This window comes from Carboxylicivirga linearis (assembly GCF_018271995.1).
In the GTDB taxonomy this organism is placed as follows: Bacteria; Bacteroidota; Bacteroidia; order Bacteroidales; family Marinilabiliaceae; genus Carboxylicivirga; species Carboxylicivirga linearis.
The window spans coordinates 32,363-48,613 of sequence record NZ_JAGUCO010000020.1 but is presented as its reverse complement, the minus strand read 5'-3'; the positions used below and the strand labels follow the sequence as shown (position 1 = coordinate 48,613).

At 36.1% G+C, this 16,251-nt stretch carries 16 protein-coding genes; 9 read left to right on the top strand and 7 right to left on the bottom strand.

Translation table 11 applies throughout. The features are described 5' to 3' along the window. Window positions 1-233 precede the first annotated feature (233 nt). A complete protein-coding gene (locus tag KEM10_RS18370; protein ID WP_212217742.1) occupies window positions 234-800 on the top strand; it encodes an NUMOD4 domain-containing protein in 567 nt (188 codons plus the stop codon). A gap of 115 nt (window positions 801-915) precedes the next feature. Continuing rightward, window positions 916-2,694, top strand: coding sequence for a chloride channel protein (locus tag KEM10_RS18365; RefSeq protein ID WP_212217739.1), 1,779 nt, complete (start codon window positions 916-918; stop codon window positions 2,692-2,694). Window positions 2,695-2,789: 95 nt separating this feature from the next. On the opposite strand, the gene KEM10_RS18360 is transcribed toward KEM10_RS18365, so the two are convergent. Both KEM10_RS18360 and KEM10_RS18355 read right to left on the bottom strand, forming a co-directional pair. Beyond that, the gene (locus KEM10_RS18360; RefSeq protein WP_212217736.1) at window positions 2,790-3,182 is read right to left on the bottom strand and encodes a DUF2752 domain-containing protein; all 393 of its coding nucleotides are present in this window, start codon (window positions 3,180-3,182) and stop codon (window positions 2,790-2,792) included. Next, entirely contained in the window at window positions 3,175-3,510 is a 336-nt protein-coding gene (locus KEM10_RS18355; RefSeq protein ID WP_212217733.1) for a TM2 domain-containing protein, read from the bottom strand. The genes KEM10_RS18360 and KEM10_RS18355 overlap by 8 nt, the downstream gene beginning before the upstream one ends. A 229-nt stretch (window positions 3,511-3,739) precedes the next feature. On the opposite strand from KEM10_RS18355, the gene glyA reads away from it, so the two are divergent. Further along, window positions 3,740-5,020 carry a serine hydroxymethyltransferase gene (glyA, locus tag KEM10_RS18350; RefSeq protein ID WP_212217730.1) on the top strand — a complete coding sequence of 427 codons (1,281 nt, stop codon included), beginning with the start codon at window positions 3,740-3,742 and terminating at the stop codon, window positions 5,018-5,020. A gap of 131 nt (window positions 5,021-5,151) precedes the next feature. After that, a complete protein-coding gene (locus KEM10_RS18345; RefSeq protein WP_244825997.1) occupies window positions 5,152-5,937 on the top strand; it encodes a sulfite exporter TauE/SafE family protein in 786 nt (261 codons plus the stop codon). A gap of 296 nt (window positions 5,938-6,233) precedes the next feature. Here the strand turns inward: KEM10_RS18345 and KEM10_RS18340 are convergent, their stop codons facing one another. The 5 genes from KEM10_RS18340 to KEM10_RS18320 form a co-directional block, all read right to left on the bottom strand. After that, window positions 6,234-7,133: a TonB family protein gene (locus KEM10_RS18340; RefSeq protein WP_212217727.1), complete on the bottom strand. Its 900-nt coding sequence runs from the start codon at window positions 7,131-7,133 to the stop codon at window positions 6,234-6,236. Window positions 7,134-7,135: 2 nt separating this feature from the next. Further along, on the bottom strand, window positions 7,136-7,531 hold the full coding sequence (locus tag KEM10_RS18335) for an ExbD/TolR family protein (RefSeq protein ID WP_244825995.1): 396 nt from the start codon (window positions 7,529-7,531) through the stop codon (window positions 7,136-7,138). Beyond that, window positions 7,531-7,920 (bottom strand): ExbD/TolR family protein, encoded by a 390-nt coding sequence (locus tag KEM10_RS18330; protein ID WP_212217724.1) that lies wholly within the window; start codon window positions 7,918-7,920, stop codon window positions 7,531-7,533. The genes KEM10_RS18335 and KEM10_RS18330 overlap by 1 nt, the downstream gene beginning before the upstream one ends. Before the next feature lie 3 nt (window positions 7,921-7,923). Then, entirely contained in the window at window positions 7,924-8,619 is a 696-nt protein-coding gene (locus tag KEM10_RS18325; RefSeq protein ID WP_212217721.1) for a MotA/TolQ/ExbB proton channel family protein, read from the bottom strand. An 82-nt stretch (window positions 8,620-8,701) separates the two neighbouring features. Next, complete coding sequence (locus tag KEM10_RS18320) at window positions 8,702-13,075, bottom strand: translocation/assembly module TamB domain-containing protein (RefSeq protein WP_212217718.1); 4,374 nt, start codon at window positions 13,073-13,075, stop codon at window positions 8,702-8,704. Between the two features lie 153 nt (window positions 13,076-13,228). Here KEM10_RS18320 and tsaD point away from each other — a divergent pair, with 153 nt between their 5' ends. The 5 genes from tsaD (at window position 13,229) to KEM10_RS18300 (ending at window position 16,228) form a co-directional block, all read left to right on the top strand. Next, window positions 13,229-14,248 (top strand): tRNA (adenosine(37)-N6)-threonylcarbamoyltransferase complex transferase subunit TsaD, encoded by a 1,020-nt coding sequence (gene tsaD / locus KEM10_RS18315; protein ID WP_212217715.1) that lies wholly within the window; start codon window positions 13,229-13,231, stop codon window positions 14,246-14,248. A gap of 127 nt (window positions 14,249-14,375) precedes the next feature. Further along, complete coding sequence (locus KEM10_RS18310) at window positions 14,376-14,663, top strand: PqqD family protein (RefSeq protein ID WP_212217711.1); 288 nt, start codon at window positions 14,376-14,378, stop codon at window positions 14,661-14,663. 84 nt (window positions 14,664-14,747) lie between these two features. After that, entirely contained in the window at window positions 14,748-14,879 is a 132-nt protein-coding gene (locus tag KEM10_RS24580; protein WP_262897939.1) for a hypothetical protein, read from the top strand. Window positions 14,880-14,955: 76 nt separating this feature from the next. Further along, window positions 14,956-15,783 carry a hypothetical protein gene (locus KEM10_RS18305; RefSeq protein WP_212217709.1) on the top strand — a complete coding sequence of 276 codons (828 nt, stop codon included), beginning with the start codon at window positions 14,956-14,958 and terminating at the stop codon, window positions 15,781-15,783. Further along, window positions 15,770-16,228: a S24/S26 family peptidase gene (locus KEM10_RS18300; protein ID WP_212217707.1), complete on the top strand. Its 459-nt coding sequence runs from the start codon at window positions 15,770-15,772 to the stop codon at window positions 16,226-16,228. Before KEM10_RS18305 ends, KEM10_RS18300 begins: the two co-directional genes overlap by 14 nt. Window positions 16,229-16,251: the final 23 nt, after the last annotated feature.

The window sequence follows — 16,251 nt, the reverse complement described above, 5'->3', positions numbered from 1 at the left end:
TGGATAAAACCGCGTTATAGTATTATTGGACGCAACAGTTAAAGATAAGTAAAAGCTTAACTTTTTTTAACAGTATTAAACTACAGTATAACATTGCATTGATTTAGGCTTTTTCATACTTTTGCTGTTACTTATAAACAGTTAGCAGGAATATTTCTCAAAATCCCTGCCTTTTAAATTATTAGACATTTCTCGAAATAAGTTAATTGGCTAACACTAACCTAATACTATATATGAAACCGACACAAAACACTCGCAAACTTCGTAAAATAGATGATGAGTCATGGGAACAACTCACGTTCACTGACAAAAAATATGAAATAAGTAACTACGGACGGATAAAGAGTTATTGCTACGATAAAGAAAATGGACGAATTGTGAAGTTGGGTAATATAAAGGGCTTCTACAATGTTAGTTTACGTGTAAATGGAAAAAAGAAATCGTATTTGGTTCATAAGCTAACCGCTGAATATTTTGTTGATAAAACAAGTCCTGATCAGGATGTGGTTATCCATTTAGATTGGAACAAACAAAACAATTACTTCACTAATCTTAAATGGGTTACCAAAGAAGAAAGCTACAAACGCATGCATAAAGTTTTGCAGGAAGCGCGTAAGAAAGCCGGGAAAGTGGTAACAAGTTCAAAGCTTAGTACTCATGATGTTGCTGTTATCAAGGGCATGCTTGAAAAAGGCGTAAAGCAAAACCTTATTGCCAAACTATTTTGCGTAAGTGAAATGCAGGTTAGCCGGATAGCACGTAAAGAAAACTGGGCTGAGATAGAACCCAAAATGGATTAATTCTTTATAACAAGTCTCAACCAACTTAAAACCTTATTATTAGATTAATAAAATTGCCAACAATTTTTTGTAGTTAATTGCACTACACTTTATTTGTATTACTTTTGCGGCCATTATGAAGAAGGTCAATCAATTATTAGGGCAATTTCTGGTTTGGAGAGTAAAGAATATCAATCAAAAACAGTTTATTTTAATTCTTAGTTTATTGGTGGGTATTTTTAGTGGGCTGGCTGCAGTGATATTAAAAAATGCTATTCATTTTATTCAAACCTTCTTAACGCACAATTTTAAGGTAGCACATCAGAATTACCTATTCCTGGCATATCCGATTATAGGTATATTGATTACCATTATCATAGTTAAATACGTAATTAAAGATGGCCTGGGGCATGGAGTTAGTAAAATTCTGTACGCCATTTCAAAACGAGGCGGCCATATCAAACCTCATAACAACTACTCCTCTATTCTAACCAGTTCGTTCACTATTGGTTTTGGAGGATCTGTTGGAGCCGAGGCCCCAATTGTACTAACCGGTGCTTCTATTGGTTCTACTTTGGGTAGAATCTTCAGGATGAATACTAAAACCATTGTTCTGTTAGTTGGATGTGGGTCTGCCGGTGCTATTGCTGGTATCTTTAAAGCACCTATTGCCGGATTGGTTTTTACTCTGGAAGTACTAATGCTGGATTTGACCATGGCTTCCATAGTGCCACTTCTTATTTCAGCTGTTACATCAGCAACAGTTGCATACTTCTTTTTGGGTAAAGAAGTTGAGTTCACCTTTGCACTGGAAGCACCTTTTCTTCTTAATAACATACCTTACTATGTTGGATTAGGTATAATTGGAGGATTTGTATCGTTATATTTCACCCGCGGAGTAATGTGGGTTGAAAAACATTTGGGAGTGATAAAAAACCCTTTTGCCAAATGGATAGCAGGAGGTGTTGTATTAAGTTTCCTTATTTTCTTATTTCCTCCTTTATACGGTGAAGGATATCATACTATTACAGAGCTATTAAATGGAAACAGCAACGAGGTTCTTAACGAGAGTCTTTTCTATGCCTTTCATGATAACATATGGACAATACTTGTTTTTCTGGCACTACTAATTATTTTTAAAGTATTTGCTACGGCTGTTACAACGGGTAGTGGTGGTATTGGTGGTATTTTTGCACCAACATTATTCATGGGCGGAGTTACCGGATATTTCTTTGCACGATTAGCCAATACCTTAGGTTTCGTAAATCTTCCTACGTCGCATTTTACACTTGTAGGTATGGCCGGCTTGATGGCTGGCGTCATGCATGCTCCTTTAACCGCTATCTTCCTGATTGCAGAAATTACCAATGGTTATGGTTTATTTATACCTTTGATGATCACTTCAACCATTGCCTATCTGACCATCATGTATTTCGAGCCACACTCAATCTATACCAAACGTCTTGCTGCTAAAGGAGAATTAATTACTCACCACAAAGACAAGGCTGTATTAACCATGATGCGCTTGGATAAAGTTTTAGAAACTGAGTTTAAAACTGTTTATCCTGAGATGACCTTAGGTGATTTTACCAAAGTAGTATCATCATCAAAACGTAATATCTTTCCGGTGGTGGATCATGCTGATCAATTGCAGGGTGTTATTTTACTGGCCGAAATACGTGGTATCATCTTTAATCATGATTTATACAACGAAACAACGGTTGAAGAATTAATGGAAATGCCTCCAGCCATCATTGAGCATGACGAGAACATGGATAACGTAATGAAGAAGTTTGAGGAAACGGGTGCATGGAACCTGCCGGTAGTTGAAAACGGTCGTTATTTGGGATTTGTTTCTAAATCAAAAATTTTCTCAGTATATCGTCGTGTTTTGATTCACTTCTCAGATGAATAGAGAATCTCAAGGTAAAAGTGCAAAGGCAAAAGTAAAAAGGTTTTTAGAGTAATAGATCCATAGATAAACATCATACATCTTTACATCATAAATCCTTACAACCCTACCCAGATATTTCGTGCCCATACTAACAGAATTACAACCACAAACAAAATAATGCCCCAAGTGGGCCAGGGCTTTTTCAGTATTCGGATAAGCTTATCATCATTCTTAAACACATCAATCGCAGCCTGCAAAACAGCAGCTATCATAAAAAGATTAAAAACAATACCCAAAGGATGATAAAAAAGTGATTGTGCAACATGCCCGCGCAGTAAAGACCATGTACTGCGGCCCATTCCACAACCCGGACATGGAATAGTGGTTATTTTTTTAAAAGCACAGATAGTGTTTTTTGCATCGGGAAAAGAAGGTAAAAGAAGGTAACCATACCCGAGTATAATCACCCCAATTATAGCAATACTAAACCGTCGCTTCCGATTAAACAACTCGTAAGAATTTCTCTAAATTACTTTCTCTTGCGGCATCCATTATAATAAACCAGTCCACTACCATCCAAAAAAGAAGACCACCACAGGTTAATAACTTGGCAACTCCTAATCCGGTTTGACCAATCAGAAATCGATCAACGCCTAAACTACCAAAAAGGATAGAGACGATTAAAACAACTATTGGATCGCGATACTCTTGTGTGCTTGCCAGAAAAAAACGTTGCTCATCAATTTCTTCCAGCTTCTTCTTAATTATTGGCAACGACTCTACCGGAAAACGACTGCTATTCTGAGCCAAAAACAAAGTAACATTATTTGCATCCATAAACTTAAGTTTGAAATGTAAAGCTAGTAAAAATGTGAGTTTTATCAATTGTGTATTTTCTCATTTTTAAAATACCATAAAACTTATAAACTGCTTTACTTTTTTATATCAATTAGTTCCGTAAATTTGTGGACTCGTGATGAATAAGTAGTAAAACATATAGGCCATTGCTCCAAATATTGGTTATTTATCAACCAATTGGAATGGGTTAAAAACTAATTACAAACAAATGAAGAGAGATACAGTCATCTTTGACCTGATCAACAAAGAATATGATCGTCAAAAAAACGGTATTGAATTAATTGCTTCCGAAAACTTTGTAAGTGAACAAGTAATGGAAGCCCAAGGCTCTTGTTTAACCAACAAATACGCCGAAGGATATCCGGGCAAACGTTATTACGGAGGCTGCCAGGTAGTAGACCAAACAGAGCAACTGGCCATTGACCGTGCCTGCGAACTTTTTGGAGCTGAGTATGCCAACGTTCAACCACACTCGGGGGCACAAGCTAATGCTGCCGTATTTTTTGCCTGTTTGAAGCCAGGTGATACTTTTATGGGATTGGATTTGGCTCATGGTGGTCACCTTACACATGGTTCGCCTGTTAACTTTTCAGGTGTTACTTACCACGCTATTTCGTACCACGTAAAAGAAGATACTGGTTTGGTTGATTACGACGAGATGGAAACATTGGCTCGTGAGCAAAAACCTAAAATGATTATTGCCGGTGCATCAGCTTATTCGCGCGAGTGGGATTACGCCCGTATGCGTCGTTTGGCTGATGAAATTGGTGCTTTATTACTTTGCGACATGGCTCACCCTGCTGGTTTAATTGCCAAAGGTAAATTGAATAACCCGGTTGAACATTGCCACATTGTTACAACCACTACTCATAAAACGCTTCGCGGACCTCGCGGTGGTATGATTTTGATGGGTAAAGATTACGAAAACCCATTCGGTATTAAAACTCCAAAGGGCGAAACCAAGATGATGAGCGCTGTTTTGGATTTTGCTGTTTTCCCTGGTCAACAAGGTGGACCATTGGAGCACGTAATTGCAGCTAAAGCAGTTGCTTTTGGTGAAGCTTTATCTGACGATTATGGTGTTTACATCGAGCAGGTTCAAAAGAATGCTCAGGCCATGGCCGAACAGTTTATCAAACTAGGATATAAAATTATTTCGGGCGGAACAGATAACCATTTGATGTTGATCGACTTGAGAACTAAATTCCCTGATATTACAGGTAAGCAGGTTGAAAACACATTGGTTAAAGCAGATATCACCATCAACAAAAACATGGTGCCATTCGATAGTCGTTCACCGTTTACCACTTCGGGTATTCGCGTTGGTACTTCTGCGATTACATCACGTGGCTTAAAAGAAGCAGATATGGTTACCATTGTTGATTTTATCGACGAAGTAATCTCCAATATCGACAACGAAGAAGTAATTGCCGGTGTATGTAAAAAAGTAAACGCATTGATGGCTGATAAGCCTATGTTTGCATGGTAATTTTAGTTGATAGCTATTAGAAGTTAGAACGCTTCGCTTTTAGTTATTAGAATTTACAATATTAAAGAACGGTTCTTTATAGCCATTATGGCAATAGAGAACCGTTCTTTTTTATACACTAAGGGCTTTTTATGTATTTTTACCCTATGGATATCTCAACTCTTAACATTCTTCTTTTAATCCTTGCCGGTTTATTTGCCGGATTTATCAACACACTTGCCGGAAGTGGCTCATTAATAACGCTGCCCATGTTGATGTTTCTGGGTTTAAGTCCACATCAGGCCAATGCCACCAACCGCATAGCTATATTTATTCAGAATATAGTGGCTGTTCGAAATTTCAGGAAACTGAAAACACTGGATTACAAAAGCAACCTCTATCTTATCCTACCAGCTTTGGTCGGGTCGGTAGCCGGAGCTTTGTTCTCAATCAATATCAGTGAACAGGCTTTAAACTATTTTATAGGTGGATTACTGTTTGTTATGTTTTTCGTGATTCTGTTTAAACCTACCGAATGGGTAAAAGAACAAGCCGGACAAATTGAAGGCAGACCTGCTTTTTGGCAACTTGTTATTTTCTTTTTTATTGGATTCTATGGAGGTTTTATTCAGGCCGGTGTTGGCTTTTTTCTGCTGGCCGGATTAGTATTAGGTGTAGGCTACAATCTCATTCAGGCCAATGCAGTTAAAGTGTTAATTGTGCTTTGCTACACAGCTGTTGCTTTGGTAGTTTTTATCTGGTCGGGTCAAATCAATTACCTATATGGATTTATTCTTTCTGCCGGAAATGCTTCAGGAGCATATATTGCATCGCGGTACGCCAAGCAGATTGGGGTAAAACCAATCCGATACATCTTATTGGGAGCTGTTATGTTGGCTGCTATGAAAGTGTTGGGAATTTTTGATCTGCTTTTTTAAGTAACAAAATGCAAGACCGAAGTGTCAAGACTTTTCTATCACTACTCCTCGATTTCTATCTGTAATAAGTAATAGAAGCTAGAACGCTTCGCTTTTAGATATTAGAATTATAAAACACAAAAACGGAATAATAACATGAGTTACTCCTCGATCCCTGCTACTCGATTTCTATCGAGTAGTTTATATTTCTTAATTCGGTTTATTGTATATCAATAGGAATTGATTTGATAGCAACCCTTCGTTTGGAAACGAAGGTTAGTGCTACTGACTACTGCCTAAAAACTAATCAACTATAGTTAATCCAACTCAAAATGATAAGTAATGGTTCCTTTTTGATAAGCAGCCGCTTCTTTATCGGAATTAAATTTGGCTTTTTTAGCCGCTTCAATTGCTTTACTTTGCAGGTAGTTATTTTGAGTTGTTGACCCGCGTAAAATAGGAACTGCATTAATCACATTCCCATTTCTATCAACGGTAATTTCAACTACCACAATTCCTTCTTCCTGAATATTATATGTAGGTTTTGGAAGTCCTCCAATAAGGCTACGCCCAGTTAAATCAAATCCATTACCCGAGTTACCCAAGCCAGATCCTGTTCGGTTAGTGGTATTACCTCCGGTTGTCTGTCCCTGATTACCTGTTCCGCCCGTATTACCTTCCGAAGTATTGTCACCAGTTCCTTTACCAAAGGCACCTTTTACTTTATCGCGCGCTTCAGCAGCTTGACGATCCAACTCTTCCTGGCGCTTACGTTCTTCTTCCTCTATGCGTTTACGTTCCAACTCCTCTTGTCGCTGTCTCTCCAGTTCTTCCTGTCTAATTCGCTCTTGCTCTTCTCTTTCTTTGCGTTCCTTCTCCAAACGTTCCTGTTCTTCCTTTTCCTTTTTTTTCTGAGCTTCTGATTTCACAACAGGAGCCTCATCATAATCCTGTGTTTGTATATCTTCTTTTTCCGGTTCTGGTTGAACGGGTTCCGTTGTTTTTGTAGGTGGTGGGGTAACCTTTTCTTGTTTAACAGCCTCAGATTCTTTAGGCTCTTCGGGTCCTTGTCCTAGTACAGTATCTCCAAAGCTCACTAAAATCCCCTCTTCTCCTTTAGGCAGCGTTTTCAGCCCAAAGAAAATCAAGAACAACAACAGTAAAGAATGAAATACTGTTGTACCAATTACACCGTATCGTTTGTTTTTTTCGCTCATATTTACTTGGCTTGTGTGGCCAAAATCAACTTATATTTATTTCGTATAGCGATATCTCGTATTTTACCAACTACCGAGAACGGAACCGATTCGTCTACATGCAGAGCAACATACATCTCTGGACTGTCGGCTAATATTTCTTGCAGTTTTTTTTCTATCTGCCAGAATGATACTTTCTCACCCTGAACAAAGTATTCTTTATCTGCTGTAACCGAAATAGTGGTATTGGGCTTTGCTGATACCTGATGATCACTTTTGGGTAATTGCAGGTTTTTATTAGCCACAGGTGTTACCAATGTTGACGTAATCATAAAGAATATAAGCAATAAGAAAACGATGTCGGTCATAGACGACATGCTAAATCCTGATTCTACTTTACTTCTTCTTTTCAATCCCATTACCTGATATCCAAAATTACTTTTACACCATTTGATTCAGCAATATCCAGCACTCTTGCAGCATCTCCTGTTGAAGCATTTGCATCAGTTCGGAGCTTTATGATGGTTTTATCATTACGGGTAAAAATATTTAACAAGCTATTCTCTACCTTATCGCTTCCCATCCATTTTCCATCTACAACAAATCGACTGGAGGCTGTAATACGAACATTTACATATTTCTCAACCACTACCTTTTTTGTGCTTTTACGAGGAATCAACAATTTAATGGCATTAGGATGTACCATTGTTGATGTGATCATAAAAAAGATCAACAATAAAAACACGATGTCGGTCATAGACGACATACTAAAGCTGGCACTTATTTTTGTTCTTCGCTTTAAAGCCATTGGTTAATGAGCAGGTTCATTTAACAGATCCATAAACTCCATGGTGCGTGCTTCCATCTTGAAAACCACTTTCTCTACTTTGGCTACCAAAATATTATAAGCGAAATAAGCAATAATACCAATAACCAAACCAGTTACCGTTGTTACCATAGCCGTATAAATACCCGACGAAAGCAAGCTTACATCAATGTTATTTCCGGCATTAGCCATATCGTAGAAAGCACGAATCATACCAATTACAGTTCCAAGAAAACCAATCATAGGAGCTCCACCAGCCACCGTAGCCAAGGTAGGCAAGCTTTTTTCTAAACGACTAATCTCAAGGTTACCCACATTTTCTATAGCGGTATTAACGTCGTTTAACGGACGACCAATACGTGTAATTCCTTTTTCGATCATTCGCGAGATTGGAAAATCATGTGATTGACAAAGCGCAATGGCTGAATCAATCTTTCCATCATGGATATAATCCTTAATTTTATTCATAAAGCCATCATCTTCTTTAGAAGCTTTTTTTATGGCCATAAATCGTTCGAAAAAGATATAAACAGAAACAACCGACAGAAACAACAAGGGCAACATAATCCAACCACCCTTCATGGCCATTTCAATATAGTTTATGCTTTGCTCAGCTCCCTCCTCAAGGTTTGCATCAGCAATGTTTTCGGCTGTCGCCTGTATAAATAGTAATAGATTCATTGTTGTATTTCTAGATTTCTATTCAGCTAAAATAATAAAAATGCTAACTGCACCTATCTTTCAATAAGGTAAACGTAAAGATTTAATCATTATTCTCTTCATCGTCTTCCTTTTTGGCATCCCCGGTAAATTTCCTCCAATATTTTCGCATTAATTCTCTTACCGAGTCAAATTCTTCTTTAAATGAAATGCCTACTCCCTGCCTTGTGGGCGATTCGGTATAAATAATATCATTGTTGGTAACCGTGTATGCTTTTCCGCGCAAAGTACCTGATTGATTTAGTTTGATATCTACGTCAAAATCGCCTATCAGGTTACTGGTTCTCGTATTATCCTGACCGTAGCCAACATTACCGTTTATGGTTACACGGTTATTAAAAACCTGAGTTGATAAAGCCACCTCAATTTCATCATTGGATATCCCCTCTTCACCAGGACGATAACTTACACCAATATCAAAATCATTACTTATCTGCGATAACCAATGACTTAACTGATTTGATAATACTTCGGTGGTAGTTACCAATGCTGCATTATTACCTGTCGATCGATTATTATCCATTACAGCATTCGATAAATTCTCATCGGTATAAAAACGATTTAGCACCAGCAACGATAGAACCTGCCTGTTTAATTCCTCCTCTGTATTGATATAAGCATTAATTACATCCTGATTATTTTTTTGGGCTGATGGCGTTTCAATCTGAAACTTTATAGAAGGTTTCATCAATCTGTCGCTCAACAACAGATTACAATGAACCGGTATTCTTCTGGTATAATCCTGTAATGTTTGTTCATCTGAAATAGTTGATCGAACCAGATCATACAGTGATGTTTTTAATTTATAGGTGGCATTCAAATCAATTTTTGCATCATATGGATCTCCATCCCAACGTATGGTACTGCCGTGATTAATGATAAATCGCTTATTCAACACATTCTGAAGCGTAAACATGTAATCTCCCTCATCAAAACTAAAATCACCGTAAAAGTTAATACCACCTTCCTTATCCATCCTAATTTGAAGATTTCCATTCCCACTCCCTTTTAGAATGTCTCCAATTTTTGAATCGAATATAACCTGCGTTTGAGCATCGGGTGTAATATCCAAATCCATATTGATTGTCATCCCCGAATAATCAGTAATAAAACTATCATCTTCCACTTCTTCCACCTCTATATCATCAGATGGTATCGATGGTTTAGCAAAACGTATAAAGTTGGTTTCCTCCACCACTTCATCGCTACTAAGTGGGATATAAAACAAAGTATTCCTCTTAGTCTGACCACTAATATCGATGTTTAAATCAGATGTTGAGCCGGTAATGGCCATATTACCATCAGCATAAACAGTTCCATAATAAAGAGGATTATCCTTATATTTTGTATCCAACACAAGCATATCGTTTGCTATAAGCACAAGATTATAACTCATACCTTTAAATCCGGTATGATGAATTGTACCGTCAAACGAACCATTTCTTCCGTATCGGTCGTGCAATGTTAAGGACCTGAAATCGATCTCATGAGGCCTGAAAACTATTGAATCCGTAATAGAGTATGTAGTTTGCAATAAGCCAACATCAAAAAAAGCTTTATTTATATTAACACTACCAACTAACGCAGGTTCAGTAAAACTTCCTTTAACTCCTAAATTACCTGATGCTGTACCGGAAAGATTTTGCATTATTTTACTCAGGTAAAGGTTCAGAAATCCAATCTGCAAACTATCCAGCTGATAATCCAAATTCAGCGAAAGATTCTTCATATCAATATAACCACCTCCCAACAAAGGCTGCTTTTCTCCATCTTGCACTTTGGATACAACAGCAAGCTGTTTCTCTTCAGGCAGGTAATTAGTATTTAAATAGAAATCACCAATCTTATCATCATTAAACACAAAATCATCTATTCTCAAATCACTGGTCACAATAGGAGTTCGATAAAAATCAGCCAAGTGAACACTTCCATTTAATAATCCATCTAAGCTTAAGCCTTTGATTTCCTGCGCTGAAATAATATCACCCAATCGAATATTTTGCATATGTATCTCCATACCATCATCCGCCGTTTTATGCAAAAATCCATTGGCTCCAAATTCCTGATTATTATGATGAATCCTAAAATTCCTCATTGAAAATCCCATTGGGTGATAATTGATACGCGTCTCCTGTATTTCCCAAATACTGTCTTTTACCATTACATACGACGGCTCAATATCGATACTGGCATATAAACCTGATTTGTTACTTTTTATGTTTGATACAGCATGAATAGATCCGCTGTTATTGATTTCGTTCCAATTATTCCAATAGGCATTAAACTGTATTGAATCTTGATATAAAAGATTATGAAGACTAAAATTTTGAAATAGAGAAGTCTTATTTACGAGCACTTCTTTAAATCTGGTGATTATCGACAAATCATCTTCATCATTTGAGGCAATCTGTAACTCAGGATTCACTAAAGACAGATTTTTGTATTTTAATTCACTCAACTCTAATGTTACATCCAGTATATCATCCTTACTATTGAACTTCCCTAAAATAATTCCATCTTCCGACACCATTAACTCAGGTTTTAGCAAATGAACCAACTCACTCATCTTCTTCAATCGGCACGAAAAAGTAAAATCATTTTCGTGAATAGGAACATCTTTCTGAGGAAGAACATTTTTTAATGCTGGCAAATATTGTTGTAAATATTTTATAAAAATCTGCCGAAAAAAGGTAAAATTATAACTCCCAATTAAATCACCTTCCAACAGGTCCGACTGCAGAATTACGTGTTTCTCCTCACCTTCACGCAAAGAAACCAACAGTAATGAGTCCATTTTAACATTATGCTCCGGCGAAATAAATTCTGCATTTTTTACCGTTACATAACCAATAACATCATTAATATCTTTACCGCTAAAATTAGATGTAAGAACCACCGACATTGAATTATCTTCAATATCAGGAAGAATATTTAGTTTATCGAGTTTAGCATCTTGGACCACCGCTCTAAAATCGAAGTTGGGCTCTTCGGTTGATAAATCTATTTTACCATTAAAATCAAGTTTACCATTTGGGTCATCAATTTGAAATGCACCATCGAATTTTTGATTGGCAAATAATCCATTTAGGGTAATATTCTTATAATCGTACTGATTTACAGCAAGAGTATCAATTACTCCATTCATAAAAGCATAAAATAAACCGGATGGCCTTCTATTTCCTTGAATTGATACTTCCATTGACAGATTGTCCAGGCGCTCATTGGCATCTAATAAACCTCCGATATCGAAATTTGAAGTCGCCAGATTACCGGCAAACACCATTCCTTTTTCTTCGTCTACTTTTAAACCAATATCAGTATTAATTGATCCTAATGGAGTCGAAAATTCTCCAAAAGCCACAATATCACTCAAGAAACCAGTAAAATTACCTCTATAATGTATGCTTTCCAGATTATTTAAGGCTGCCGGCAACTGTATTTTTGTTTTATTATTATATGACAAAATGTAACGCAGGTCAGATGGAGTAGTATATAAATCTCTTACATTTAAATACAGAAAAGTCTCATCCAAATCAGGTAAGCCATTCACATCAAAACTGGTGGAGATAGAAGACTCTGTTCCAAAATCAAATCTAACATTTCTACCTTTTATACTATTTATGGTGCCGTATGCTTGACCGGATATATTAAAAGGCAGATTTCCTAACTGCTTTAGATCAACAAATAAACCTAAATCGCGATGAGAGATATAGGAAGGTTTTAGTCCAACATAGAATGACTCAATTTTATTCAAGCCTTCTTCTTTATTGTTGTAACGTACTTGCAAACTATCCAGGTTTATTCTGGAATGAAACGTTTTAAGCTGAAGCCTCTTTAGAATAACCTGGTCTTCCCCAGCACTAACATACACCGATGCTCCCTGCACAATAACTCCATCTTCTTCATCCAACCTTAGTTCATCTACGGAGAAGGAAAATATACTATCTCTGTTAATTTGACTTAAAACAATATCTAAACCACTTATTTTTATTGGCTCTGCAGTGTTTGAAGTTTGCTTTATTAACAAATTGCCATTATTTAAACTGATTGACTGAACTCCAAAACGCCAAAAATCTGTTTGTAAAGTATCAACCTCATTTTCTTCATTAATTAAAAAGGAATAATTAAAAGCTGAATCTTGCTTATAGATATTGATATATGGCTGCTTGATTGAAATATTGGATAGATAAAGTCTTTTATCTTTAAAAAAGATTGAATCTATATGTGAAGTCAGTGAGTTAACAAACATTAAAGTATCACTTTGCTGATCTTTCACCAGTACATGTCTTAAAACCACACTTGAAAATGGTTTAAAATACACCTTACCTACTGATATTTCAGCATTGTACTTTTCTGATAATTCATTTGTAAAATAGGAAACCAAACGAGTTTGAACTGCTGGAATTAATACCAGCATATACCCTATCAACAGTAAAGCCAATGGCACTGCTAATACATATAATCCTATTTTGATATTTTTTTTTATACTTTTGACCCGTTAAAACCCACCAAAATTAAGAAAAAGGCGGGAATTTAAACGACTAGGAAGCTAATTCTATAAGAAGAAATTATGAGCGTGATTATTTTAGCCATTGAGTCATCATGTGATGACACTTCTGCAGCAGTTTTCAAGGATGAAGTTATTTTATCCAACTGCGTGGCCAATCAGGATGTTCACAAGGCGTTTGGAGGTGTTGTACCAGAATTAGCATCACGTGCACATCAGCAGAATATAATACCGGTTGTTGATAAAGCCATTAAAGATGCCAAAATAAAAAAGGAAGATATTAGTGCTGTTGCTTTTACCCGCGGACCGGGATTAATGGGATCGTTACTAGTCGGCACTTCTTTTGCCAAAGCTTTTGCTTTAACCAACGACTTGCCTCTTATTGATGTAAACCACTTACATGCACATGTGTTGGCTCATTTTATAAAAGAACACCCTGAAGATCTTGATCAACCTAAGTTTCCATTCTTATGCCTTTTGGTTTCTGGAGGTAATAGCCAGATTGTTATGGTTAAAAACCATTTAGAAATGGAGATAATTGGTCAAACAATAGATGATGCAGCAGGTGAAGCATTTGACAAATGTGCTAAGGTTATGGGATTGCCCTATCCTGGTGGTCCTTTAATTGACAAATTGGCTAAAGAAGGAGATGAGAACGCATTTACCTTTAGCAAACCACGAATCGATAATTACGACTATAGCTTTAGCGGATTAAAAACCTCTTTCCTCTATTTTTTAAGAGATCAGATTAAGGTTAACCCTGATTTTATAGAGAATAATAAAGCAGATATATGCGCTTCGTTACAAAAGACTATTATTGATATTTTAATGGATAAGCTTATTAAAGCAGCTAAAGACACCGGCATTAATCAAATAGCCTTGGCAGGTGGGGTTTCTGCTAATTCAGGATTACGAAATCGACTTGAAGAATTAGCCATTCAACACAACTGGGTAACCTATATACCCAAGTTTGCGTACACCACCGACAATGCGGCAATGATAGCTATCAACGGATACTATAAATATCTAAAAAAAGATTTTGTAGGACAGGAAACTGCTCCTTTTGCAAGATTAGAATTTTAAACCAATAAAGAACTTAATCGTTATTTTAAATAGCAAAAAACTATATTGGTCAAAATAAAACAAAGTTTTAAACCATTAATAAGGTCCAAAATCGTTTTTTTATATTTTTGCAACTAATTTGTTTATAGTGGAACATCTGAAATACAAGAAAGTAACTGGATTTATTGAAAAAAAAATAGGAGACGAATTGGTTATTGTGCCTGTTGCTTCTGAGGTTGCTCAAATGAATAAAGTTTTCTCTCTTAATGAAGTTGGCTTATATATTTATGAACAATTGATTGAACCAAAATCAGAAGAAGAGGTTATTAATCTTGTTTGCAAAGAATTTGATGTTTCAAAAGAGGTTGCTCAAATTGACATCAAATCATTCTTAACAAATGCATTGAAAGCAAGTATAATTAAGATGATTGAATAGTATAAAGTATAAATGAAGAATAAAAAAACATATATTTCACCAAAAATTGAGGCTTTCGAATTAGATCGGGAAATCAGTTTAGTTATGGCATCAGTACCTTCTGATCCTCCAGACACTGGATGGGAAGCAGCTCCCTCTTCGACTCCTGAATACCCATCAACACTTAGTAACGATTCTCCTTTCGGTGGAACAAATCCTGATTATGATAATTTGTAATTAATAAATGGTAAATAGCACCATCTACAATATTGGGGATATAAGAATAAAAGTTAATTTCTTATATCCTTTTTTTATGCTAAAATCAAACAGTGGCAGTCAATTATTTATAGAAAAATCAGAAATATCAAATTGGATTTTAAATTTTAACGAAACTAAGAGCATCAATCTTAACCACCTAAAGGTTGCTTTTAAAGGAGCCCAATCATTTGAAGAAGAAGTTCCTTATAAATGGCAACTCCTCTATGATGATTCTTTCAAATACATCCACTTTATATTTGAGAAGGATGATAATATTGATTGCGGTATTGCAAGAATCAATGAGTCAACACAGCAAATCGACCTGCAATTAAAGGTTAAAAAAGAAAAAAAAGAAATTACACTTGATCCTTTTTTTCATCCCATAGGAATCCTTATCCTACAATTTATAGTACATAATTCAAAAGGTTTTGTGATGCATGCCTCAGCTGTTAATTATAAAAACATGGGTTTTTTGTTCTCTGCAGTTTCGGGTACTGGGAAAAGCACTATGGCCCGGCTGTGGCAAGAAAAAGGAGCAACCATAATTAATGATGATAGAATTATCGTAAGACCCAACAATGGCAACTACTACCTACATAACACGCCAATGCCTTATTATAAAGACGAAAACAAGAAGGTAAAACTTCAGAATTTATTTATAATAAAGCAATCAACAGAAAACTACATAAAACCATTAAGCACAACAAACGGTACACTATCCATATTAAGCAACTGCATACAATATCATTTTAATGAGACCCAAATTAAAGAAAGATTAGACTATATTGCTAAAGTTGTTCAGAAACACAAAGTGTATGTAATTGGTTTTAAACCCGATACTTCAATTATTGATTTAATCATAAAAGAGTTTGGACAAAAATAGTTTTATACATATCGTCATTAACCTCCTTGAAGAAGGAAAAACCACAGAATTACTGGCACATGGAATAAGCATGTTTCCGTTCTTACTCCCTGGCGACAGATTAAAAATATCACCTAAGCAAGACTTTACTACAGGCGACATAGTTATTTTTAAAGGTACTGAGACTCTGGTAGCGCACAGAATAGTTAAAATGGAGTCGGAAAACATTATCTGTAAAGGTGATAGCCTGTACCTTTCCGATCCTGTTTTATTAAAGCAAAACATATTGGGAGTTGTTGTTGGAAGAACCAGAAACAATTCATATCGATCAGGTTCGCACTGGAAATATAAATTAGCTAAAAAAATAATGCCAACACTTGGTAAATACCCTAGAATTTTCATTCGCTATACGGCTCTTGCTTATTTGAAAATGAAAAAGAATTCCTCTCCACAAAATAATATTTGATTCACCTTTCTAACAGCTGATAA

Coding starts and splice junctions, on each gene's coding strand:
- KEM10_RS18355 (WP_212217733.1), bottom strand. CDS start 3,510: ATGGATGCAAATAATGTTACTTTGTTTTTGGCTCAGAATAGCAGTCGT.
- tsaD (WP_212217715.1), top strand. CDS start 13,229: ATGAGCGTGATTATTTTAGCCATTGAGTCATCATGTGATGACACTTCT.
- KEM10_RS18305 (WP_212217709.1), top strand. CDS start 14,956: ATGCTAAAATCAAACAGTGGCAGTCAATTATTTATAGAAAAATCAGAA.
- KEM10_RS18365 (WP_212217739.1), top strand. CDS start 916: ATGAAGAAGGTCAATCAATTATTAGGGCAATTTCTGGTTTGGAGAGTA.
- glyA (WP_212217730.1), top strand. CDS start 3,740: ATGAAGAGAGATACAGTCATCTTTGACCTGATCAACAAAGAATATGAT.
- KEM10_RS18370 (WP_212217742.1), top strand. CDS start 234: ATGAAACCGACACAAAACACTCGCAAACTTCGTAAAATAGATGATGAG.
- KEM10_RS18340 (WP_212217727.1), bottom strand. CDS start 7,133: ATGAGCGAAAAAAACAAACGATACGGTGTAATTGGTACAACAGTATTT.
- KEM10_RS18320 (WP_212217718.1), bottom strand. CDS start 13,075: ATGCTGGTATTAATTCCAGCAGTTCAAACTCGTTTGGTTTCCTATTTT.
- KEM10_RS18345 (WP_244825997.1), top strand. CDS start 5,152: ATGTATTTTTACCCTATGGATATCTCAACTCTTAACATTCTTCTTTTA.
- KEM10_RS24580 (WP_262897939.1), top strand. CDS start 14,748: ATGGCATCAGTACCTTCTGATCCTCCAGACACTGGATGGGAAGCAGCT.
- KEM10_RS18325 (WP_212217721.1), bottom strand. CDS start 8,619: ATGAATCTATTACTATTTATACAGGCGACAGCCGAAAACATTGCTGAT.
- KEM10_RS18335 (WP_244825995.1), bottom strand. CDS start 7,531: ATGGGATTGAAAAGAAGAAGTAAAGTAGAATCAGGATTTAGCATGTCG.
- KEM10_RS18330 (WP_212217724.1), bottom strand. CDS start 7,920: ATGGCTTTAAAGCGAAGAACAAAAATAAGTGCCAGCTTTAGTATGTCG.